Source organism: Nocardia mikamii NBRC 108933, assembly GCF_001613505.1.
Taxonomy (GTDB): domain Bacteria; phylum Actinomycetota; class Actinomycetes; order Mycobacteriales; family Mycobacteriaceae; genus Nocardia; species Nocardia mikamii.
This window is the reverse complement of record NZ_BDCM01000025.1, coordinates 14,714-36,253: the sequence shown is the minus strand read 5'-3', so window position 1 is coordinate 36,253 and position 21,540 is coordinate 14,714. Positions and strand designations below refer to the sequence as shown.

19 protein-coding genes are annotated in these 21,540 nt (G+C 66.9%); 6 read left to right on the top strand and 13 right to left on the bottom strand.

What is annotated here, in order from left to right; translation table 11 throughout:
• Positions 1–3 precede the first annotated feature (3 nt).
• Entirely contained in the window at positions 4–1,164 is a 1,161-nt protein-coding gene (locus NMI01S_RS31110) for an alpha/beta hydrolase family protein (RefSeq protein WP_063002308.1), read from the top strand.
• 35 nt (positions 1,165–1,199) lie between these two features.
• On the opposite strand, the gene NMI01S_RS31105 is transcribed toward NMI01S_RS31110, so the two are convergent.
• From NMI01S_RS31105 to NMI01S_RS31090, 4 genes are all read right to left on the bottom strand, one after another.
• Complete coding sequence (locus NMI01S_RS31105; protein WP_084513413.1) at positions 1,200–2,072, bottom strand: SGNH/GDSL hydrolase family protein; 873 nt, start codon at positions 2,070–2,072, stop codon at positions 1,200–1,202.
• A gap of 78 nt (positions 2,073–2,150) precedes the next feature.
• The gene (locus NMI01S_RS31100) at positions 2,151–2,810 is read right to left on the bottom strand and encodes a 3-oxoacid CoA-transferase subunit B (protein ID WP_063002307.1); all 660 of its coding nucleotides are present in this window, start codon (positions 2,808–2,810) and stop codon (positions 2,151–2,153) included.
• A gap of 1 nt (position 2,811) precedes the next feature.
• A complete protein-coding gene (locus NMI01S_RS31095) occupies positions 2,812–3,504 on the bottom strand; it encodes a 3-oxoacid CoA-transferase subunit A (protein ID WP_063002306.1) in 693 nt (230 codons plus the stop codon).
• Positions 3,501–4,691 (bottom strand): thiolase family protein, encoded by a 1,191-nt coding sequence (locus tag NMI01S_RS31090; protein WP_063002305.1) that lies wholly within the window; start codon positions 4,689–4,691, stop codon positions 3,501–3,503. The genes NMI01S_RS31095 and NMI01S_RS31090 overlap by 4 nt, the downstream gene beginning before the upstream one ends.
• Positions 4,692–4,762: 71 nt before the next feature.
• Here NMI01S_RS31090 and NMI01S_RS31085 point away from each other — a divergent pair, with 71 nt between their 5' ends.
• The gene (locus tag NMI01S_RS31085; RefSeq protein ID WP_063002304.1) at positions 4,763–5,665 is read left to right on the top strand and encodes a LysR family transcriptional regulator; all 903 of its coding nucleotides are present in this window, start codon (positions 4,763–4,765) and stop codon (positions 5,663–5,665) included.
• Positions 5,666–5,688: 23 nt separating this feature from the next.
• On the opposite strand, the gene NMI01S_RS31080 is transcribed toward NMI01S_RS31085, so the two are convergent.
• Positions 5,689–6,441: a helix-turn-helix domain-containing protein gene (locus NMI01S_RS31080; protein ID WP_063920915.1), complete on the bottom strand. Its 753-nt coding sequence runs from the start codon at positions 6,439–6,441 to the stop codon at positions 5,689–5,691.
• A gap of 416 nt (positions 6,442–6,857) precedes the next feature.
• Here NMI01S_RS31080 and NMI01S_RS31075 point away from each other — a divergent pair, with 416 nt between their 5' ends.
• Together NMI01S_RS31075 and NMI01S_RS31070 are read left to right on the top strand one after the other, a co-directional pair.
• Positions 6,858–8,123, top strand: a complete 1,266-nt coding sequence (locus NMI01S_RS31075) for an MFS transporter (protein WP_245717101.1) — start codon at positions 6,858–6,860, stop codon at positions 8,121–8,123.
• 30 nt (positions 8,124–8,153) lie between these two features.
• A complete protein-coding gene (locus tag NMI01S_RS31070; protein ID WP_063002302.1) occupies positions 8,154–8,858 on the top strand; it encodes a DUF8020 domain-containing protein in 705 nt (234 codons plus the stop codon).
• A gap of 96 nt (positions 8,859–8,954) precedes the next feature.
• Here the strand turns inward: NMI01S_RS31070 and NMI01S_RS31065 are convergent, their stop codons facing one another.
• Both NMI01S_RS31065 and NMI01S_RS31060 read right to left on the bottom strand, forming a co-directional pair.
• On the bottom strand, positions 8,955–9,857 hold the full coding sequence (locus tag NMI01S_RS31065) for an alpha/beta hydrolase (protein ID WP_063002301.1): 903 nt from the start codon (positions 9,855–9,857) through the stop codon (positions 8,955–8,957).
• Positions 9,854–11,371: a flavin-containing monooxygenase gene (locus NMI01S_RS31060; protein ID WP_063002382.1), complete on the bottom strand. Its 1,518-nt coding sequence runs from the start codon at positions 11,369–11,371 to the stop codon at positions 9,854–9,856. The genes NMI01S_RS31065 and NMI01S_RS31060 overlap by 4 nt, the downstream gene beginning before the upstream one ends.
• Positions 11,372–11,491: 120 nt before the next feature.
• Here NMI01S_RS31060 and NMI01S_RS31055 point away from each other — a divergent pair, with 120 nt between their 5' ends.
• Complete coding sequence (locus NMI01S_RS31055; protein WP_063002300.1) at positions 11,492–12,736, top strand: PucR family transcriptional regulator; 1,245 nt, start codon at positions 11,492–11,494, stop codon at positions 12,734–12,736.
• A gap of 114 nt (positions 12,737–12,850) precedes the next feature.
• On the opposite strand, the gene NMI01S_RS31050 is transcribed toward NMI01S_RS31055, so the two are convergent.
• Both NMI01S_RS31050 and NMI01S_RS31045 read right to left on the bottom strand, forming a co-directional pair.
• Complete coding sequence (locus NMI01S_RS31050; RefSeq protein WP_063002299.1) at positions 12,851–14,548, bottom strand: aldehyde dehydrogenase family protein; 1,698 nt, start codon at positions 14,546–14,548, stop codon at positions 12,851–12,853.
• The gene (locus NMI01S_RS31045) at positions 14,545–16,107 is read right to left on the bottom strand and encodes a GMC family oxidoreductase (protein ID WP_063002298.1); all 1,563 of its coding nucleotides are present in this window, start codon (positions 16,105–16,107) and stop codon (positions 14,545–14,547) included. Before NMI01S_RS31045 ends, NMI01S_RS31050 begins: the two co-directional genes overlap by 4 nt.
• Positions 16,108–16,282: 175 nt before the next feature.
• Between NMI01S_RS31045 and NMI01S_RS31040 the strand changes: the two genes are divergently transcribed.
• Positions 16,283–17,455, top strand: coding sequence for a PucR family transcriptional regulator (locus NMI01S_RS31040; protein ID WP_063002297.1), 1,173 nt, complete (start codon positions 16,283–16,285; stop codon positions 17,453–17,455).
• Positions 17,456–17,490: 35 nt separating this feature from the next.
• On the opposite strand, the gene NMI01S_RS35580 is transcribed toward NMI01S_RS31040, so the two are convergent.
• The 4 genes from NMI01S_RS35580 to NMI01S_RS31025 form a co-directional block, all read right to left on the bottom strand.
• Positions 17,491–17,673 (bottom strand): hypothetical protein, encoded by a 183-nt coding sequence (locus NMI01S_RS35580; protein ID WP_174554593.1) that lies wholly within the window; start codon positions 17,671–17,673, stop codon positions 17,491–17,493.
• Positions 17,674–17,782: 109 nt separating this feature from the next.
• A complete protein-coding gene (locus NMI01S_RS31035) occupies positions 17,783–18,511 on the bottom strand; it encodes a hypothetical protein (protein ID WP_063002296.1) in 729 nt (242 codons plus the stop codon).
• 51 nt (positions 18,512–18,562) lie between these two features.
• Positions 18,563–19,816 carry a saccharopine dehydrogenase family protein gene (locus NMI01S_RS31030; protein WP_063002295.1) on the bottom strand — a complete coding sequence of 418 codons (1,254 nt, stop codon included), beginning with the start codon at positions 19,814–19,816 and terminating at the stop codon, positions 18,563–18,565.
• Positions 19,817–19,951: 135 nt separating this feature from the next.
• A complete protein-coding gene (locus NMI01S_RS31025; protein ID WP_063002381.1) occupies positions 19,952–21,307 on the bottom strand; it encodes a flavin monoamine oxidase family protein in 1,356 nt (451 codons plus the stop codon).
• Positions 21,308–21,540: the final 233 nt, after the last annotated feature.

Sequence of the window (21,540 nt, the reverse complement as noted above, 5' to 3'; positions counted from 1 at the left end):
GCGGTGTTCGAACCCTTCCCGGGAAATTACGTCTGGAATCTCTCGATCAATCTGGCACTCGCGCAGGGCGCCGCGATCGGGGAGATCGACGAAGCATGCCGCCCCCTGATCGGTGCCGGACCGGATTCGGAGCAGTTGTTCGCGAGCCTGTGTGCGATCGCGGATCGGGTCCGCCGACAGGCCGACGCGGATGTTACTGCGGGCCATGAGCTTTCGGCGGCGACGCGATACCGCCGTGCGTCGATCTACTACCTGACCGCGGAGCGGATGCAGAGCCGGTCGTTCGAGCCGTGGAAAGTGGCTTACCGTAACGGTCTCGACTGCTTCCGTAGGTCGGTCGAGCTCGGTGGTGACCACTGTGAGTTCGTCGAAGTTCCGTACCGTGACGGCGATATCGACACCACCTTGCCCGGCCTGCTCCTACAAGCGGACGGCGATGGCTCGACGCCATACATGGTGCAGTTCAACGGCCTCGATTCGACCAAGGAGATGGTCTACGGCACCGGCCTGGCCCGAGAATATCGCGAGCGCGGAATTTCCACGCTCATCATCGACCAGCCCGGCACCGGGGAAACGCTGCGACTCCGCGGGCTAACCGGCATCGCCGAGGCCGAGCGCTACGGGTCCGCCTGCTTCGACTATCTCGCCGAGCGGTCCGACTGCGATCCGGAACGGATCGGTGTCGGTGGGTGGTCGCTCGGCGGCTACTTCGCGCCCCGCGCCGCGGCATTCGAATCGCGTTTCGCGCTGTGCGCCGCGTGGGGCGCCATCTACGACTGGGGCGAGTTGCAGCGCACCCGCCGGGCGCGCGAACGCACCGGAACCGCCGAGCCGTCGGTCCCGCACTTCTGGGAGCACGTGATGTGGGTGTTCGGAAAGAACTCGGTGGACGAGTTCGCAGACTTCGCCGCGTCGCTGACGATGGCCGAGGCCAGCGCGAAGATCGAGGTCCCTCTCCTGGTGGTCCACGGTGCGAACGATCGCCAAGTTCCGCCGGCCATGGCGCAGAAGCAGTACGACGCAGCCGTCAATTCGCCGAACCGGCAGTTGAAGATCATGACCCTCGACGACGGGGGAGTCGAGCACTGCGCCGCCGACAACATGTCGGCCACAGTCGACTTCATCGCCGACTGGGTCGCCGATCGATTCGGTACCGGACGATAGTGAACGACGGGGCGGGGTCACGTCGGCACGGGCAATCACCGAAGTGACTGCCGTTGCCCTGTCGTGAACGCATTCGGATGTGAGCCGGCGGCTCGGTTTTGCGTCGCTCGGACCGGCGCGTCCGGGGTGAGATCGACCGGGGCCGGATGTGGCCGTTTGGCGACTCGCCCGTCGCCGGATGACCTGCCGGTGAGGCGGCGAAGCAGCCACGGTGTCAGGAAGCCTGTTACCCAGCGCAGTTCGGCGGTGATTGCCGCGGCGGTGCCGAGTTGTGGTGCGGCGGAGGGAAGCGGTTCGGTCCAGCTGCTGTCGGACCCCGGCAGGTGGAGGGCCTGGGCCAGTGCGTCGGCGAAGCGCTGGTGGCCCAGCGGGGTGGCGTGCAAACGGTCCCAGGACCACATGCGCGGATCGGTCATCACTTCGTGGTCACCGGTTTCTGCCACCAGCACGCCATGGCGCGCGGCCGCGTTCCGGATCGCTTCGTTGAGCGCGGCTGTGCGTGGGCCGAGCACCCGGGCCAATGGAATGACGCGAGCGACATCGGGAAATGTCACAGTCGCCACGACCGTGCCCTGAGCGGTCAGCTGCGCGAATGTCGCCTCGAGATGTTCACCGACGGCCTCGGCGTCGAAGTTCGGTCGCAACAGGTCGTTCCCGCCGGCGATCACCGTGGCGACATCCGGCTGAAGCGCCATCGCAGCGTCGAGTTGTTCGTAGCGGACTTGGCTTGCGAGCTTGCCCCGCACGGCCAGATTCGCGTACTGCAACGCGGGATTGGACGCGGCCATCGTCGCGGCGAGCCGGTCGGCCAGGCCGACCAGCCCCGTGCGTTCATCGCCGTCGCCGAGTCCCTCACTCTGGCTGTCGCCCAACGCGACGTACCGAAGAAATTGCGTGGGTGTGCGCACCCTTGTCCTCCTGGGCAATTGGTTGAGCAGCCCGAACGAGATGTTCGGTCGCGAAGTTTCGGAGCGTGTGTGGCAGGCTCAGTACGTCACGGGGGCTTGATGTCCGGCAGCGAATTCGAGGGGTACCGCGAGGCGGTTTCGTAGTTCGTCCAGACCTGTTTCGAATGTCTCGCGCACCTCGACGCCGTGAGCGGTGATGTCGAATATCGCGTGGTCGGTGTAGACGCGGCTGACGCAGTTGATGCCGGTGAGAGGGTAGGTGCATTCGGGGACGAGTTTGGGGAGTCCGGATCTGTCGAACAGGGTCATCATGACGAAGACGCGTTCGGCGCCGATGGCGAGATCCATCGCTCCGCCGACTGCTGGAATGGCGCCGGGTTCGCCGGTGTGCCAGTTGGCGAGATCGCCACGTGCGCTGACTTGGAAGGCGCCGAGGACACAGACGTCGAGGTGGCCGCCGCGCATCATGGCGAAGGAGTCGGCGTGGTGGAAGTAGGCGGCGCCGGGGAGTTCGGTGACCGGCACTTTGCCGGCGTTGGTCAGGTCGGCGTCGATGTCGTCGCCCGCCGCGGCGGGGCCCATGCCGAGCATCCCGTTCTCCGTATGCAGGGTGACGGCGAGTTCGGGGTCGAGGTGATCGGCGATCTTGGTGGGTTGGCCGATTCCGAGGTTGACGTAGGCGCCGCGAGGGATGTCGCGAGCGATGCGGGCGGCGAGGTGGTCGGAGGTCAAGGCCATGTCAGCGGGCTCCTTGCACGGTGTAGTGACGGGCCTGGGTCGCTACGATGCGGTCGACGTAGATGCCGGGTGTCACGACTGCTTCGGGATCGAGGGTGCCGGCGGGGACGATCTCGCCGACCTGGACGACGGTGGTGGTGGCCGCGGTCGCCATGACGGGGCCGAAGTTGCGGGCGGTTTTGCGGTAGACGAGGTTGCCGAGCGTGTCGGCGCGGTGCGCGGCGATCAGGGCGACATCGCCGCGCAGTGGCATTTCGAGGACGTGGTCGCGGCCGTCGATGGTGCGGGTTTCCTTGCCCTCGGCCAGCATCGTGCCGACGCCGGTGGGGCAGTAGAAGGCGCCGATGCCCGCACCCGCCGCGCGCATTCTTTCGGCGAGTGTGCCCTGCGGAACGACCTCGAGTTCGACCTCGCCGGCGCGGTAGAGGCGATCGAAAACGTAAGAGTCGCTTTGACGTGGGAACGAGCAGATCACCTTGCGCACGCGTCCCGCCGCCAGCAGGGCGGCCACACCGACGTCGCCGTTTCCGGCATTGTTCGACACGATCGTCAGGTCGGTGGCACCGTGGCGGATCAGCGCGTCGATGAGATCGAACGGCATTCCCGCCAAACCGAATCCACCGATCAATACCGTTGCGCCGTCGGTGATTCCGGCGACCGCGTCGTCGGTGCCGGGGACGATGGTGGCGCTCATCGGGTGACCTCCGGATTCTCCAGCACGACGGCCAGGCCTTGTCCGACGCCGATGCAGATCGCGGCGACTCCCCAGCGTTCACGGCGTTCGCGCAGTACCTTCGAAAGTGTGGCGAGGATGCGGCCGCCCGAGGCGCCGAGGGGGTGGCCGATGGCGATTGCGCCACCTCGGGTGTTCACGATCTCCGGGTCGATCTTCCAGGCGTCCACACACGCCAGCGATTGCACCGCGAACGCTTCGTTGAGTTCGACGGCACCGACCTGGCCCCAGCCGATACCCGCCCGCGCCAGCGCTCGGTTGGCGGCCTCGACCGGTGCGTAACCGAACGCCTGCGGTTCCACCGCATGCGCACCACGGCCGGCGATCCTGGCCACAGGTGACACGCCGACAAGGTCGGCAGCGGCCGGGCTGCCCAGCAGGACAGCCGAGGCCCCGTCGCTGAGAGGCGAGGCGTTCCCGGCAGTGATCGTGCCGTCCGGGCGGAAGCTCGGTTTCAGCCCCGCCACCTTGTCGACGGACGCATCGGCGCGGATGCCCTCGTCGCGCAGCAGGTCGACACCCTCGACCGGTGTCACGAGGTCGTCGTAGAAGCCGTCGGCCCACGCGGCGGCAGCGAGGGTGTGGGAGCGGACCGCGAAGGCGTCCTGACGTTCGCGGCTGATCGAAAACCGTTGCGCGAGTTGCTCATTGGCCTCGCCGAGGCTGACGGTCCACTCGGCCGGCATGCGCGGGTTGACCAGGCGCCAGCCCAGCGTCGTGGACACCAGCGTCGCGTCCCCTGCGGGGAACGCGCGGCCCGGCTTGGGCAGCACCCAGGGCGCTCGGGTCATCGACTCGACGCCGCCGGTCAGTACGAGGGTCGCGTCGCCGGTTTCGATCTGCCGGGAGCCGATCATCGCCGCGTCGAGACCGGATCCGCACAGCCGGTTGACGGTGGTGGCGGGAACGCTGACCGGGACTCCGGCCAGAAGCGCCGCCATGCGGCCGACGTTGCGGTTGTCCTCGCCGGCGCCGTTGGCGTTGCCCCACACGATGTCGTCGACAGCGGCCGGATCCAACCGGGGCGTTTTCGCGAGCGTGGCGTGGATGACGGCGGCGGCGAGGTCGTCGGGCCTGGTCCCGGCCAGTGCGCCATTGAACCGGCCGAACGGTGTTCGCGCCGCGGTGTAGAGGTGAGCTTCGGTCACCGCTTCGACGCTAGAGCCCTGCGTTGATATCGTGAAGTACCTATCTTGTGCCCGATTAGGATGTTTTCGATATGGATGTTCGGCACCTGCGCTACTTCGTCGCTGTCGCCGAGGAGCAGCACTTCGGCCGCGCCGCCGCCCGCCTGCACATGGCTCAGCCGCCGCTGTCGCAGCAGATTCGCCAGCTGGAAGCGAATTTGGGCGTGTCGCTGTTCGAACGCACGACCCGCAAGGTGGAGCTCACCGCGGCCGGGGCCGCCTACCTCGCTCGCGCCCGGCAGATCCTGGCCTCGCTCGACGACGCCGCACGCGAGGCACGGCTGGTCGCGGCAGGCTCCGTCGGGCACCTGACCATCGGCTGCGTCGGCTCGGCGACGGCTTCGCTGCTGCCGACACTGTCGCGTCACCTCGCCACCGAACTACCCGGGGTCGAGTTCGCCTTCCGCGGCGAAATGCTGGTCCCCGACCAGATCGAGGCGCTGCGCACGGGCGCCGTCGACATCGCCCTGCTGCGTCCACCGGTCACCGACCGCTCACTGGCCGTAGAACTCCTCCGCAACGACGAACTCGTGCTCGCCACGCCCTCCGATCATCCCCTCGCCGCCCATTCGGAGGTCGATGCTCGCGAGCTCGCCGACACCGACCTCATCGTGCATTCCGCCGACCGCGCATCGGTCATGTACGGCGTCGTGATGCGCCTGCTACGAGACGCCGGCATCCAACCGCGCATCCGGTACCGAGTCGGCGAAACCTCGACCCTGGTCACCCTCGTCGCGGGCGGCGTCGGCGTGGCGATCGTGCCCGAACCGGTAGCCGCGCTCACCCTCGACGGTGTCACCTACCGCCCCCTGCGACCGACCACGACCGTCGGACTCGCCCTCGCCCACCGCGCCGGCAGAACCGAACCGCACCTCACCCGAAGCCTGGACGTCATCAGAAGACTGACTGCGGCGAAAGATACTCCGCCGCAGTGACTTTCGCTGCCTGAATCGGCAACCTAGCTGCCGTGGCCCGCTCGTGTCGGCTGTGAACGCTTCGTCGTGGTCCCGAGTAGATCCAGTGCATCGACCGCGTTCGTCACCCGCATCGGTGATTCGGGGCCGGTACCGCCGAGCTGCGCGTCGACCCACTCCCGCGATGGCCCGGACTCGTGGCGGCCGGTGACGAACCACACGCCGCTCGCGGTGTGGTCGGACTGATTGACGTACATGTGCGGGCGAGTGGAGTCGAAACAGAGTGAGTCGCCGGCGCTGACCGTGTACTTGTCGAAATCCAGCAGCAACGTCAACTCCCCGGCGAACAGATAGGCGTACTCGGTTCCGGAGTGCCGCATCGGCATTCGGTCGACCGAGCTCGCGGCACCGGGTTCGTAGGTGACCAGCAGGGCGTCCACGTCCGCCCCGGGGCCGACGGCGAGCCTTTCCCAGCGGACCCCATTGGCCATCTCCAGCACCGGGTTGTTCGCCGCATGTTGAACGACTCCGGCCGAACGAGGCGTGCCTGTCGACGACTCGGCGGCCGGTTCCGCGCCGGACCCGGTGCGGCCGTAGGAGAGTCCCAGCAATTCATCGAGTGAGACCTCGAGACGGTTGACGAGCGCGTAGAGAGTGCTCACAGACGGCTGAGACTTGTTGTTCTCGATCTGCGAGAGCTGACTGGCGGAGATTCCCGCTGCCGCGGCCAGCGCGCGCAGACTCAAATTCCGGTCCGTGCGCGCCTGCTTCAAAGCCTGCCCGATCCTGTCCTGCATGCGGGACACCCCTGTCTACTGGCCTGGCTGATCAACCCACAGTGAACGCTAGCGGTTTACCTGAAATGAACAGTACCCGTACCGGTACCGGATAGGGGCGTCCCCTGCCGGTGCATTGCCTATGCACTCCCGAATCAAACGGTGTTTGCGCGGAGGGCGGTAGGCGGCGATGGCAGTGCCCCGCTGGCGTTCCTACGGTCGCGGGCACTCGATCATTCGCAAAGTGTTTCGTTGTGGTTGACATCACGTCACGTCTGTTTAATCATACTGAACACAGGAAGCGCTGGGCCGACCGAGGTCGGGACCGAATCGCAACCTGTGTCCGGCTCCGCTCTCGCGATTCATGGGCCGGCACCGACACCACGTCTACGGGAAGCACCGGCCCCCTGTTCGACGATCACCGCTGCCCAGGCCTCATGACCTCGGCAGCTCATATTGGAGGTACAACGATGCGACGTAGTCGTTGGATCGTGCTCGGCGGGTGCTTTCTCGCCTACCTGTTCGATGCCCTGGAAATAGTCCTGCTCTCCATGGCGCTACCGACCATCCGCAAGGACTTGGCCCTGACCATCACCCAAAGCGGGCTCCTGGCCACCGCCACCCTGGTCGGCATCGGAGTCAGCAGCGTCCTGGGAGGCTTCGTAGCCGACAACTTCGGTCGAAAGAAGGCCCTCGTCGCGTCCTTGCTCACCTTCGGCGCCTTCACCGTCGCGATCGCGATCGCACCCAACTACGAGACAATCCTGTTGCTGCGCTTCCTTGCCGGAGTGGGGCTCGGGGCGGTGTGGAGCGTCGTCTCGGCATATGTGGTCGAGACCTGGCCCGAGCAGCACCGAGGCCGCGCGGCGGCATTCGTGATCAGCGCCTTCCCGGCTGGTGGCGCCATGGCCGCCGGCATCGCCGGCTGGTTTCTGCCGGACTGGCGACTGATGTTCCTGGTCGCCGGCACCGCGGTAATCCTGCCCGCCGGCGTAGTTCTGGTCTTCTTCGCCGAATCCGAGAGCTGGGCGGCGGAGAAGGCACGCACCAGCGCCGATGTTGTTTCGGTTCGCGACGTTCTGGGTTCCTCGCTACGCCGCCGGACCTTGCTGGGCACCGTCATGGCTGCGTTGGCCCTGTTCGGCTATTGGGGCGCCACCACCTGGCTGCCGACATACCTCACTACCGAGCGTGATCTGCCGTCCAGTTCTGTCGCGACATTCATGACCATCCTGAACGTGGGAATGTTCCTCGGCTACAACGGCTTCGGCATCCTCGCCGATCGCATCGGCCGGCACAGGACAATTATCCTCACGCTGCTCGGAGTCGCGCTCACACTGCCCGTGTACGCACTCACCACGCATCGGACGGCGTTGCTGTGGATGGGACCGGTATTCGGTGCGTTCACAGCATTCTTCGGCCTGTTCGGCTCCTACCTCGGCGAACTGTTCCCGACGAGGGCCCGTGCCACCGGCGCCGGATTCTGTTTCAACGTCGGGCGCGGAGTCTCGGCGCTGGCGCCGTTCATTCTGGCAGGACTAGCCGGCAGCATCGGCTTTCGCGGCGGCCTCATCGTGTGCGCCGGATTCTTCGCCCTCGCAGCACTGGTGGCATTGCTGCTGCCGCGCGCCCACGCCACCACCGACGGCATTGCGGCCGAACCGATCACAGATCCCCGCGACGACACACCCGCAACGGTGTGACAGCGAACCCCTCGAAAGACAAGGAAGAAGATGCGAAAAACCGTCATCACCTCGACACTGCTGGCAGCCGCCATCAGCATCACCTGCGCCACCGCGACTGCAGACACCGCTCACACGGCCACACCCATCGGCTACACCGCCACCCTGACACCGAAGGCCGCCATCGTCGAAACCGACTCCGCGGGAACGATATCCACCGATCACGGTGTCCTCACCATCCGGCCGAAGGACGGTGGTCCGGTGCTGGCCGGCGCCGAACTCTCTTTCCGCGTCGATGATTTCGTCTTCCCGATCGTCGCTGACATCCACGGCAACCGCGCCGTTCTCACCCCGCAATTCGACCTGCGACACGCTGCGTACCGACCGGTGGCATTGCCCTACGAGAACCAGGCACCGTGGAAAAACGAGTACGACCGCGAACAGGCCGCCTGGAGTCGGCTCTCGAGCACAATCCTCACCGGCGCCACCATCGGCACACTCGTCGGTGGCGTCGGTGGTGCCGCCGTCGGCTGTTTGCTCGGCGGCATCGCGGGAGCGACTGTCGCCGCGGCGGCGATCATCGGATTGTTCGGCGCCTTCCTGCCTGCCGCCGCGATCGGCTGCCTCGGCGGTATCGTCGCGATCGGTGCCCTGGGAACCGCCGCGGGACAACTCTTGGTGACCGCACCGATCGCGATCATGGCTGCGGTGCAGTACTTCACGACTATCAACCAGCCCGCACCCTCGGCAAAGTAACCGCACGACGGCCCGGGCCCCCGACTTCTTGCGAAGTCCGTTCGCCCAGATCAGCGCAGGGCTCGATCGGGTATGTGCGCGGGCCGGCGTGCTGGATCAGAGGGCGGCCGATTCGGCGAGCACCCCGGCGAGGTACTCGAGTTGATCGGCGGACAAGCGCTGTTGCCACGGACCGTCGTAGACGTCGAAGTGGTCGACGGGATATTCACGCAATTGTGCTCGCGCACCGGCCTTTACGGCGACCGCGCGAGCGGCCTCCGGGGGTGCGACGTGGTCGTTGGAGCCGGCTTGGATCAGGATCGGACAGGGTAGCCGACGCGCGTAGCGGATGGGGCGGTTGAGTCCGACCGTCAGGGCGGTGCGTGCGCGGACTTCGTTGCGCCAGCTCGGGCCCGCTGCCGAGGCGTAGGCCTCCTCGGCACCGGGGTTGGTCATGATCGCGGCCGATCCTGGCGGGCCGACGATCGGTACGTGGTGCGGCGCGCTGCTGGTGAGGGTTCGTGCGGCGTCGACCAATCCGTGTCCCGCGACGCGGGCCAATTGGCCTACACCGGCGCACCGCACGAGGTGTCTCAGCGTCGCGAGCCCGTCCATTGCCGGCGTCATCGAGACGACCGCGGCGATATGCCGATCCTGCGCGGCGACCGCGACCGCGTGGCCGCCGGAGTACGAGGTCCCCCACAGCACGATGCGATGCGGATCGACGCCGGGGAGAAGCCGCGCCGCGGCGACCGCCGAGTGGTAGTCCTGTCGTTGACGGCGGACCGAAACATCCTGCCGGGCAGTTCCTTCGGAGTCGCCGAAGCCGCGGTAGTCGAAGACCAGCACGTCGAGCCCGGCGCCGGCGAAGGTTTCGGCGTAGCCGAGCAGTCCGGTATCGCGGGTGCCGCCGAAGCCGTGCGCCATGACCACGCACGGACGCCCGACCGATGTGTCGTTACCGGTCAGATGCCATGCGGCGCAGCGGGAACCGTGGCTGGTGAAGGTGATGTCCTTCATCGCGCCAACTCTTCGACGAGAGCGGCCGCCGTCGACGTGCCGGTGCCGAATTTCAGCGCCGGATCGTCGATCGCGGCGTTGCGCAGGCGGTCGAGATCACTCTCGTAGGCCATCTCGGCCGTCCAGGGGTCCTCGGTGCCCGCGCGGGGGAACGCCGCGATCCCGCGCTGGACATAGCCCGAGGTCAGGTCGTGCACCAGTGGTACCCGGTTCATCCGGGGATCGCTCAGCGTGGGTTCGACCGTGCGGTAGCCGCGCGAGTCCATGAAATCCAGGAGGCGGCAGAAGTACTCGCCGACCAGGTCGACCTTGAGTGTCCAGGAAATATTGGTGTAGCCGATGACGAAGACGAGGTTGGGCACCCCCGACAGCATCGTCGACTTGTGGACGGTCGTCTCCGGCAGGCTCACCGCTCGGCCGTCGACTTCGAAGCCGATTTTGCCGAAGGGCGACATCGTGAAACCCGTTGCGGTCACGACGATGTCGGCGGCCAGCTCACGGCCGGACTCCAGCAGAATGCCGTTGCCGGTGAACCGCTCGATCCGATCGGTGACCACCGAGGCCCGGCCGGTCGAAATGGCCTTGAACAGATCACCGTTGGGCACGATGCACAGCCGCTGTTCCCACGGGTTGTAGCGCGGAGTGAAATGCGTGTCGACATCGAAATGTGGCGGCAGCTGCCGGCGTACCGCGGCGATCAATACCTTGCGCGCTGTGCGCGGAAAACGCTGGCAGGCTTTGAAGATCGCCCGCGTGAAGGCGATGTTCTTCCATCGGACCAGCCGGGCGGCACGCTCATGGCCGAACACGGCGTTGAGCGCATTGGCTATCACGTCCTCGGCGGGAAGGGAGAAGACGTAGCTGGGTGAGCGTTGCAACATCGTGACGTGGGCGGCCGTATCCGCCATGGAGGGGAGCAGCGTCACCGCGGTGGCGCCGCTGCCGATCACGACCACCCGCTTACCTGTGTAGTCCAGATCCCGCGGCCACTGTTGCGGATGGACCACTCGACCCCGGAAATCCTCGATGCCTGCGAATTCGGGGGTGAACCCCCGCTCGTGGTCGTAGATTCCGGTGCCCAGCAACAGAAACCGGGCCGTGAATCGAGCCGCGGCGCCATCTGCTCGCCGGGCGGTCACCGTCCACCGGCCGGTCGCCGAGGAGAACTGCGCGCCGATCACCCGGTGCCCGAAGCGGATGTGCGCGTCCAGCCCGTGCTCGGCGGCCGTCTCCCGCAGGTAATCGAGGATGAGGTGTCCGTCGGCTATCGATTTGCGATGGGTCCACGGTTTGAATCCGTAACCGTAGGTGGGCATATCCGAATCCGAGCGGATGCCGGGGTAGCGGAACAGGCTCCAGGTGCCGCCGACCTCGTCGCGGCCCTCGAGGATCGCGAACGATGTCCCCGGCCGGCGAGTTGCGAGATGACACGCGGCGCCGATGCCGGAGATGCCGGCGCCGATGATCACCACGTCGAAATCGGTGGTAGGAGGGCTGGTCGTGGTCACTGAAATCTCCTGACCGCAGGTCGGGCGGGCTGTGATGACGTTCACGCTAGAACTGCGGCCGCTGCCGCGGTATGTCCGCAGGACCGGGATTTGCGCACGATTATGTGCCGTCGCACACTGGCTGACATGAATGGTTCGATCGCCGCTCCGGAGCTCGTCGAACAGATGGGACGGGTGGCCGAAGCGATGCTTGCCGATCTGGACCGGCTCGTCGCCGAGATGGACGCCGCGGAGATCGAATTGTCGCCGATGGTCGGCGCCGATGCCGCGCTCGTCGCGGATATGTCGGCCAGCAACCGCGCCAACGCCGTGCGGCTGTTGACCATGCTCGCGCGGCGCGACGCCGCGCCGGGACCGATCGATGTGCCGCCCGAAGCGCTCGATGTCGCCCGCACCGTCGCCCGGCGCGGAATGGACCTCGATGTGATCTTCCAGTCCTACCGGCGCGGACAGAACACGGCCTGGCGCTTCTACCTGGCGCACGCCACCGATATCGTCGGTGCCGGACCACAGCTCGTCGCGCTGCTCGAGATCTCCTCGCAACGCATCTTCGAATACGTCGATCACGTCATCGGGCGCGTCATCGCCGAGGCGCAGCGGGAACGCGAGGAGGTTCTGGGCGGTGCTCTGGCCAGGCGCGCGGAGGCGATCCGGCTGGTCCTCGACGGCGCCCCTATCGACAGCCGCCGGGCGGGAGAGCGGCTGGGTTATGAACTCGGACGCCGTCATACCGCGCTCATCCTGTGGACGCAGCCGACCGGGGAGGTGCAGGGCGCGCTGGAATCGGCGGCAACCATGCTGGCTCGCGCCGTCGGTGTCCGTCTTCTCATGCTCTCCGCCGGCAGTTCCACGCTCTGGGCGTGGCTGGGTACCGATGCCGAGCCCGACACCGAAATCCTGCGCGAGGCGCTCGATCGAGCCCATCCCGATATTCGCGTCGCGGTCGGACCGACGCGCGCCGGGATCGCCGGCTTCCGGCGCTCGCACGAGGCGGCCCTGGCCATGCACAATCTGCTCGCCGGTCATCCCGGCGGGCCTCGGCTCACCCGCTACCGCGAGCTGGAAGTCGCCGACCTGGCTGCTCGAGATCTGAACCGCGCAGCTGAATTCGTCGCCACCACACTGGGCCCCCTCGCCGCCGATACGCCCGGCGCGGCGCGGCTGCGCGAGACACTGCGGGTGTACCTCGACGAGGCCGAGAACGGTCCCCGTACCGCGGCCCGCCTGCACACCCACCGGAATACGGTGCTGCAGCGCGTCGCCCGGGCGACCGAGCTACTCGGCTGTCCGCCGGCGCAGCGGCGCCTGGCGGTGGAACTCGCGCTCGAACTCGCCCATCGAATCGGTTCGCGCGTGCTGACTCGGCCCTGAGTTCGTCAGTCCGGCACCCCTGTGCCGACGCTCGACTGCTGGCGACCAGTAACGCCGCAGGACGTGCAGGCGGGCCGAGGGCCCCGCCTGCACGTTCTGTGTTCGCAACGATCGTCAGCCGCGCAGCGCGGAGGCGAAAATGCCTGGGAGATGCGTGAACCCAGGTTTCGCGGCGAACCGGGTGAGCCGCCGCAGGGTGGTCGCGGCGGTGCGGTTGGTCACGAACCACGGCGGTCTCGGCGAGAGCGTGAATTCGCCGTTGACGATGGAGCGTGGCGCCGGCCGGAACGGTCCGTACACGATGGTGCGCTCGGGCTCGGGTATCAGCAAGCCGTTGTGCACGACGCCGATACCACTCTGGATGTCGTCGAGGGTGTGGCCGGGGAAGGCTCCCCAGGTGGCCCGGGCGGTCAGATAGCCCAATCCGGTCCAGGCGTTGACCGCGACCGTCCCGTAGCGCAAAGTCGCTACAGCCGTGTCGAATTCGTTCCCGAGCGCTTTGATGGTGCGCGGATGTGAGATGAGGTTGACGCCGAGCGTGCCCTCGAACTCGTCGTTGCACACCCGCACTGCTTCGGCGAGGAAACTGCCTGCGGGGCCGGGTATTTCGATGACGCCGAGTACCGGCGCGAAATACTCCGTGTGCAGGGCGGGCTCGCCGCGGGTCGGCACCAGCCCCTCGATCAGTGTGCGCGGGCCGATCGCCTGGGCCTGCGGGTAGGTTGTGCGTGCGGCGGCCACCCGGTCGTGAGAGCCGGGGTAGTAGTCCGCCCGCTGGGGCGTCCGCTCGATCGCGGCGCGCAGTTCCTCGAGGAAACGTTGCTTCTGCGGCCAGTCGGCGCTGATGACGGCCACTTGCGCGGCGACGCAGTTGTAGCCGTTGTTGTGCAGCCGCTGTGTCGCCAGATGTTCGGCCTGGAAACGCAAATCGGCGTTCGACCAGCGCCCCGGAACCACGATCGTCGGTGAGACACCGCCGAGTTCGCTGCTGATCGGTTTGTCGAGCAACGGTTGTCCGCTCGCCTTCCGCTGTGCACCGGCGCGGCCGGTGCCCCAGACGATCGCGTCGTGGGTGGCGGCACTGCCGGTCATGTGCACCGCGGTGACTTCGGGGTGGTTCACCAGCGCCGCGCCGACGTCGGCGCCGCCGGTGAGGATGCGCACGAGGCCGCGCTCGATCGCCGGTGCGAAGATCCGCTCCAGGACGGGCAGCAGGGGATCGGTGATCGGATTGAGTTTCAGCGCGACGACACGGTTGTCGGCGAACAACTGATACAGCACATCCAGCGGCGCGATCGAGAAGATGTTGCCCGCGCCCAGCACCACACCGATTCCGCCGGTACTGCGGGGCGTCCGCTGTCCCAGCCCCGATCGAGCGCGCAACGTCTGCGCATCGACTCCGGGCCGCGACCAGACCTCGGCGCGAAAACCGTTGAGCAACAACCGATCGAACAGTCCGTGCGGGAAGACATCGACGGCCACCCGGCCGCCGGGCGCCGATCGAATCGGATACCCGTCGACGGGACTGCGCCCGCTCTCCAGTGCGCGCACACTCTCGGCGAGCGCGGCGGCTCCGGTGAGCAGCGAGTACGGACCGCTCACCCATTCCTCGCCCAACAGCGGTGAATCGGCCGGCAGGCCCTTGATGCCGGCGGCGATATCCACCCATTCCTGCGCGTGCGCCGCGGTGGCGGCGTGCAGTTGTTCGAGCAGCAGCCGGCGTTGCGCCAGATCGGTGGCGCTCCAGGTCTTTTCGCCGACGCGCAGGGCGGCGATCGCGGTGTCGACGGTAGAGGTCACTGCGCGGCTCATCGACGCGCACCCTCGAGGTCGGCGGCGATCAGATCGGCGGCCTTCTCCGCGATCATGATGGTCGGGGCATTGGTGTTACCGCGCACGACGGCCGGCATGACCGATGCGTCGGCGACCCGCAACCCTTCCAATCCCAGCACCCGCAGCTGCGGGTCGACGACCGAGCCGATCGCGCAGGTCGAAGTCGGGTGATACAGCGTCTGGGCGGTGCGGCGCGCGAAGTCGAGCAGATCCTCGTCGGAATCGGAAGCGGGAACACTGAATTCGCCGGACGTGACCTCGCGCAGGGCAGGCTGGGCGGCGATGTCGAGCCCGATTCGCAGGCCCGCGACCATGGCGGCCCGATCGGCCTCGGTGTCGAAGTAGTTGTGCCGGATGCGCGGCGCGGTAGCGGGATCGGCCGACCGCAGCGTCACCTCGCCCCGGCTGGTCGGATTGATCACACACGGGCCGAATCCGAAGCCGTGCGCGAGCAGCGGCCCCATGCCCTCGTCGTAGAACAGCGCGGGCGCCTGGTGGAACTGCACATCCGGTCCCGCGAGGCCGGGCCGGGTTTCGAAGAAGCCGCCCGCCTCTCCGACGTTCGAGGTCAACGGGCCGCGGGCTTCGGTCTGCAGCAATGCCAGGTTCTCCGGTGACAGTGCGGTCATCAGTGATTCCCGATCGGTGCGGAAGTTCAGGAACACCGCCGGGTGGTCCTGCAGGTTCTGCCCGACCGGCAGTTCGCGCAGGACCTCGATACCGAAGGGCGCGATGGACTCCGCGGGCCCCACGCCGGACAGCAACAGCAACTGTGCCGAACCGTAGGCCCCAGCCGACAACACCACCTCGCGACGGGCGGCGATGAGTTCCGTCTCGGTGCCGCGACCGACCAGGACTCCGGTCGCGCGGCCGCCGTCGAACACGACCTTGTGGGCGAGCGTATCGGTGATGACCGTCAGATTGGGCCGCTCGAGTGCCGGGTGCAGATACGCGACGGATGCGCTGCAGCGCATACCGTATCGCTGCGTCAGCTGGTAGCGGCCGACCCCGATTTGCGTCGCCCCGTTGAAGTCGTCGTTGCGGCCGAAACCGGCCTGCTCGGCCGCGGCGAGGAAGGCCTCACCGAGCGGGTTGACCGATCGGCCGTCGCTGACCGACAGGGGGCCGCCGACATTGTGATAGGCGTCCTTGCCGCGCTCGTTGTCCTCGGCCCGCAGGAAGTACGGCAGGACTTCGTCGTAGCTCCAGCCCTCGGCGCCGGCGGCCGCCCACCCGTCGTAGTCGGCGCGGGCGCCGCGAATGTAGATCATCGCGTTCATCGAGCTGGAACCGCCGAGCATCCGGCCTCGGGGCAGATAGGCGCGGCGCCCGTACAGTCCGGCCTCGGGTTCGGTGTCGAGATCCCAGTCCAGCGCACTCTTGAACAACGCCGGGAAGGCGACGGGGATATGAATCTCCTCGGCGGTGTCGCGTGGCCCGGCCTCGATCAGGGCAACCTGGACATCGGGGTTCTCGGACAACCGGGCAGCCAGCACACAGCCGGCCGAACCTGCGCCTACGACGACGTAGTCGTACACGACGGCACCTCATTTCGATTCGCTACGTATACGGGCCGATATGGCCCAGATCACTGACGAGTCGATGGTGCAGGCCGGAGCGGGGGGTGCACCATGTGCCCGGGTCGCCGGTTCGGCGGCGGGCGAGTGTGCTCCAGCACACACCGGGGCTCGTCGATTTTCGTACCATCGACTCATGCCAACCCTGATCGGACCAGCCGCGAACGGGTCCGAAGCGGTGGCTCGCACCTTGCTCGAAAGGGTCGACGACCTCACGAGCGAACTGGTCGAGCGCATCCGCACCGGAGACCACGCCTACGCGGAGACCACTGCCGTGCCGGAACCGTTGCTGCACGCGGCTGTGCACGACAATATGGTCGCGGTGCTCGGCCAGCTCGCCGGGGTGGGCGGGCGGCGGTTACGGGCCGCTGCCGATGTCGGTCGCACCAAAGCCGAACTCGGTGTCCCGCTCGCGGCGCTCCTGCACGCCTATCGGCTGGCCGGGCGGCTGATCTGGGAACGTTCACTCGCCGCGGCGAGCGGCGACACGGTGCTGTCGCTGGGGTCGGAGGTCTGGCGGCTGATCGACGACTACTCGAGCGCCGCCGCCAACGCCTACACCGGCTACCTCGCCGAGCGCACCGCCCGCGCCGATGCCGATCGCCGCGCACTGCTGGATGCGCTGTTCCATGGCGAGACCGACGCGGCGGCCATCTCGGAAATCAGCCGGACGCTCCATCTTCCGCGCACCGGCCTGTTCATCGCGATCCACGCCGTATCCGGTGTCCCGACAGTCGATCCGTTGCCGGGCGCCGAGCGCCGGCTACGGGTGGCCTACCTGAATTCGGTGTGGCAGAACGACGCCGGCGTCAGCATCGGATTGGTCAGCCTCTGTGGCCCGCGCGCCCGGGAATCGGCGTTGGCTCGACTCCGGCAGATCGCAGCCGGGCGCGTCGGCGTCAGCCGGAGCTTCTCCGCGTTGAGCGGTACCGCCGCGGCCGTGCGCGAGGCCGAACTGACGGCGCGCTGCGCACGGCCGGGCACTTGCGATGTGGTCGACTACGGCAGCGCGCCGGTGCCGCTGGTGCTGGTCCATGCGCCGGACGCGGCGCGCGGACTCGCGCACGAGGTCCTCGGTGCCGTTCTCGACCTCCCGGACGAGGACCGCGACACTCTGCTCGACACGCTCGATCTATGGTTCGACTGCGGCGGCTCCAATACCGAAGTGGCGCAACGACTCAACTACCACCGCAACACCATCCATCAGCGGCTGCGCCGGATCGAAACACTGACCGGCCGCCGCTGCTCGGACCCCAAGTCCGCCGCCGAGCTGTACCTGGCGCTGCGCGCCGTCCGACTCGAGGCCTGACCACACCCGGCCCCCCGACCCGCTTCGGGTCCGCGCTACGCCGCCCGGACGGCCCGCACTTGATCTCGGCGCGCGGTGGGCACGGTGACTTCAGTGGATTTCTGGCCGACCGGTTCCAGGGCCACCCACGACTGCTCGAGATGGACGCAGCCGACGGCTGCGACGAAATCCGTTCCCGGGTGCGCACCGGGATCCGAGATGAACACCCTCGTCGCCACCTGACGACGATGTAGGCGAAGGACTTCATGGTGTTCTCGTGATGGGCTCGAGCGAGTTCGCGCTCGAAGATGGTGCGCGCCCGTCTCTTCCTTCGGCAGTCGGCCGAGTTCAATTCGCCTGTGTCCGAGACGGATATCCCGTAAAGCGAGCCGACGCCGTATTCGAGACCGAGGAAGCGGCAGTAATTCGCTCGTTGCTGTTGTGCAGCGCGCGATAGCCGAAGTAGTACACGAGCATCTGGCAGGCCCAAGTGGTGAGGGCGAGGATGTAGAAGATCGTGTGATGATCGTCGTCGCCGGGGATGCGGTAGAAGTCGTACATCCCGGCGATCGCTGCGGCCGCGGTGGAGACGACGGCTACGGCGATGGCGTTGCGGTGCTCACCTGCGTTCCACAGTCGCCAGGCGAAATAGAACAGGAACACAGTGGTGAGGGCATTCATCACGACATAGAAGATCGCCGCGGCCAGACCGAGATCGTCGGCGAAAAAGGACATGATCAGTCCGCCGGCGATGGCCAGCCCGAACACGCCGATATCGACGGCGGCCGACGGTTTGAACCCGTGTGTCACCTTCATCAGGCCGAGCACGAGAATCACCGTGATTCCGACCGATCGGGAGAATGCGTCGAAGAAGAAGGCGAGGTGGTACATCGGGCTGGTTTCCCCGGCGCCGACCAGTCCGAATATGAGGAAATTGGTTCCCGAACTCGCCACGATGATCCATTCGAGGCCGAGGAGGTAATTTCCGTAGTTCCGGATGAACTTCCATCCGGTGGTGAACCCGGCGACGATCATGAACAGATCGGCGACTGCATACAGCGTTGTTTTGATATCCATGATGAACCTCGTCGTCAGGCTTGATGTTTCAGGGCTCGTCGAGAGCGGCGGCTAGTGCGCGACGTCGAAGAGTTCGTCGCGCGGGGTGCCGACACGTTCGAGGGCCTTGTAGAACCGTTGTGGCTCGGCCCATTCCTCAGGCGTGAAAACCCCTGCGCGGGTGCCGGGTTGCTCGTCGAGAGCGGCCACCATGAAGGCGGCGCAGGCGGTTCCGGTCGCCGCGGCCATATTGGTCAACAGGTAGGTGCCGGGTCCACTCGTCGGGGTCCGGCGGCTGACAACCGCTGGAAGGCCGTTTCGGAGGCCGGTCACCTCGACCTTCAGGGCGGATTTGTGCGGAAAGGTATGACCCGCTGCCGCCAGGACGAGGAACTGGAGCACCTCGGTGCGCGTCGCCTCGCCGGTGTGTACGAGGTTCCTGAGTCCGGACAGGGCGTGGCGCCAGCCCTGGATGCTGCCGAACTTGTTCGTCATCAGAGCTTCGACGAAGTCGATGGCCTTCTCCATCGGCATCTTTCCCGTCTGCACTGCCAGGCCGATGCCACGGATCAGGCCGTTGTAGGGTGCTGGATCCAGGCCGCCGAAGCAGCGAATGTTCTTGGCATCCGGATACTTTCGCGGCAATGTCACCGGCTCCGGATGAGCCGTCTCGTGCACCATGGTCAGTCCCAGCCCGCCGCCCAGTTCGGTCCAGCGAGTCTCCGCCCAGGACTGGTGCAGAACGGGACCGCCGTTCTCCCAGGTCACGCACGGGCCGGCGGCGACGCGCAGCATATGGTCGACGACCGCCCTGCCGACGGATCCGCGCTCGTCGCCCACCACCCAGTACACGTCGATGTTGTCGACTCGATCCAGTTCCCCGGCCGCGTCGGCCACCAGCACATTGGTGATGCCCGGCGACGCACCGCAGCCGATGTACATCGGCACCCCGGCCGCTCGGGCCTCCTCGTGCAAAGACAGTGCGTGCAGCGTGCTTTCGATATCGTCGTCGAAATCGAGATAGGGCACCTCGGCCTCCAGGCACGCCTCCATCACGGGACCGGCGGTCCGGGTGTACGGTCCGGCGCCGAGGACCACGAGTGCGGCCCCCTCGATTGCCGTGCGCAGCCCCTCTCGGTCGTACAGATCGAGGTGTGCGGCGGTTGCGCGCCCGGCCGGCAGTCGCTGCAGCAATTGATCGAGAAGCTCGGGGCGGATGTCGTAGAGAGCCAGATCCCAGTCGCCATCGGCGACGGTGAACCGCTCGATAGCGAGCCGGCACATTTCTCCCGCCGCTCCGATGAAGACGATTCGCTTGGTGCCCATGGTGGTACTCCTGTGGATCGCGGCCGCGTACGACCAGGTGTTTACAGAATGAGACTGGATTCGAGTTCGAGTTTTGCGAGCCGGCGGTGTCGTGTGGGCTTGCGTTGCCAGTCCGCGCAGAACGCCGAGGCAGCGCTAGAGGCTCGTCAGTACCGCTCTGGCTGCGGCTTCCCCGGAAGCGGCGGCATCGGCCAGCGATGGCATGTCGAGTTGGTAGTCGCCGGCGAAATGAACCGGACCCGCGGCGTTGCGCAGCGTCGGAAGGGAGGCGCGTTTGCCGGGTGCCCAGAACGGCACGACGCGGTGGTGACGCCGCACGACCGGTTTCCCCAGCCGCCCGTCGAGTTCGGGGTAGAGCGAGATCAGGTCCCGGCTGAACCGCTCGATGATCTCGTCGTCGGTGTGGCCGAACAGTTCGTCGGCCCGAGCGCCGCCGGCGAAGCACGCCAGTGCGCCCCCGGGTTTGCGGGCGGCGCCGTCGCGGAGAGCGGCGGCGTGGTTGAACATGGCTTGGAACGACAGCTCGGGTGTGGAGACGGCATAGTAGTCGTCCCATCGTTGCGGGCCTTGTTCCTCGGTGAAGTATCCGACGACGACGTATCGGCCGTACCCGATGTCGCCGAAGGACTTTCGATATTCCGATGGCAGGTCCGGGAGAATGTCGAGGGCGACGTCCGCGGGGACGGTGACGACCGCGCGTTTCGCCCGCAGGCGAACAGGTCCGGTGTCGTCGGTGTAGTCGATGACGACGGCGTCGTCGGTCCATCGCACGGAGCGGACCCGCGAGCGAAGCCGCAGGCGTTCGCCGAGGTCTTCGGCGAGGATGTCGGTCAGTGTTTGATTGCCGCCCACCGGAAGTGAGAAGTTGGGCACCTTCGCGGGGTCGGCGAGAGCGACACCCATCGAGATGACGAATTGGGTGGCCGCGGTCTCCTCCGGTTCACAACCCATCCACTGTCCGGACCATGCTCGGACCATCGATCGTGCGATCTCGGAGCGAACGCCGCGCAGTACCGACGCCGCGGACTTGGCGTCGAGCGCCGCACGAACCCGATTACCGGCTGCCCTGCCCGTGCCGAGTTCGAGGAGCACGGCTCCGGAGATGATGCGAGCACCGATCACCGCCATGTCGATACGGTCGCGCAACGACATCCGCGAGCGGAGCATGAGTGAGATCGGGTTGGCGGTGTCGACGAGCTTGCCGTCGAGGGCGAGGGCGACCTTTTTGCCGGCGAGGGTTCCGCAGTGCACCTTGTGGTGTTCGAGGGCGTCGATCAATGCGCCGGTGCCCTCGGTGAATTGGGTGCCGACGTTGATCCAGTAGTCGCCCTGCCGGACCGTCTCCACGCGTCCGCCCGCGCGGTCCGCGGCTTCGAGTACGAGCACCTCGGCGGTGGGGGAGAGGGTGGTGGCGGCCATCAATCCCGATATTCCGGCGCCGATGACGGCAACCTCGCAGGTTTGCTCACGAACACGCTGTTGTGTGGCCATATCGATCAGCTCCTGGGTGAGAACTCGGTGGGACGTGTCGAGCGCATCGGTGGCCGATCGGCTTTGCGGTGTCGAAGGATGATGCAAAACACGAACACGAATCGGATTCGAGTTTCACGATAAGGCGAGGTCGTCCACCCGTCAAGACGTCGACGGATAGCAATTTCGCCGCTGTCACCTGGCGGTTATCGGCTGTTACGATATCGAATCGTGTTCGAGAATGAGGTGACGTC

Bases quoted from the DNA above. Each gene is read 5' to 3' on its own strand.
- NMI01S_RS31100 (WP_063002307.1), bottom strand. From the start codon at position 2,810: ATGGCCTTGACCTCCGACCACCTCGCCGCCCGCATCGCTCGCGACATC.
- NMI01S_RS31095 (WP_063002306.1), bottom strand. From the start codon at position 3,504: ATGAGCGCCACCATCGTCCCCGGCACCGACGACGCGGTCGCCGGAATC.
- NMI01S_RS31085 (WP_063002304.1), top strand. From the start codon at position 4,763: ATGGATGTTCGGCACCTGCGCTACTTCGTCGCTGTCGCCGAGGAGCAG.
- NMI01S_RS31080 (WP_063920915.1), bottom strand. From the start codon at position 6,441: ATGCAGGACAGGATCGGGCAGGCTTTGAAGCAGGCGCGCACGGACCGG.
- NMI01S_RS31075 (WP_245717101.1), top strand. From the start codon at position 6,858: ATGACCTCGGCAGCTCATATTGGAGGTACAACGATGCGACGTAGTCGT.
- NMI01S_RS31070 (WP_063002302.1), top strand. From the start codon at position 8,154: ATGCGAAAAACCGTCATCACCTCGACACTGCTGGCAGCCGCCATCAGC.
- NMI01S_RS31065 (WP_063002301.1), bottom strand. From the start codon at position 9,857: ATGAAGGACATCACCTTCACCAGCCACGGTTCCCGCTGCGCCGCATGG.
- NMI01S_RS31055 (WP_063002300.1), top strand. From the start codon at position 11,492: ATGAATGGTTCGATCGCCGCTCCGGAGCTCGTCGAACAGATGGGACGG.
- NMI01S_RS31050 (WP_063002299.1), bottom strand. From the start codon at position 14,548: ATGAGCCGCGCAGTGACCTCTACCGTCGACACCGCGATCGCCGCCCTG.
- NMI01S_RS31040 (WP_063002297.1), top strand. From the start codon at position 16,283: ATGCCAACCCTGATCGGACCAGCCGCGAACGGGTCCGAAGCGGTGGCT.
- NMI01S_RS31035 (WP_063002296.1), bottom strand. From the start codon at position 18,511: ATGGATATCAAAACAACGCTGTATGCAGTCGCCGATCTGTTCATGATC.
- NMI01S_RS31030 (WP_063002295.1), bottom strand. From the start codon at position 19,816: ATGGGCACCAAGCGAATCGTCTTCATCGGAGCGGCGGGAGAAATGTGC.
- NMI01S_RS31025 (WP_063002381.1), bottom strand. From the start codon at position 21,307: ATGGCCACACAACAGCGTGTTCGTGAGCAAACCTGCGAGGTTGCCGTC.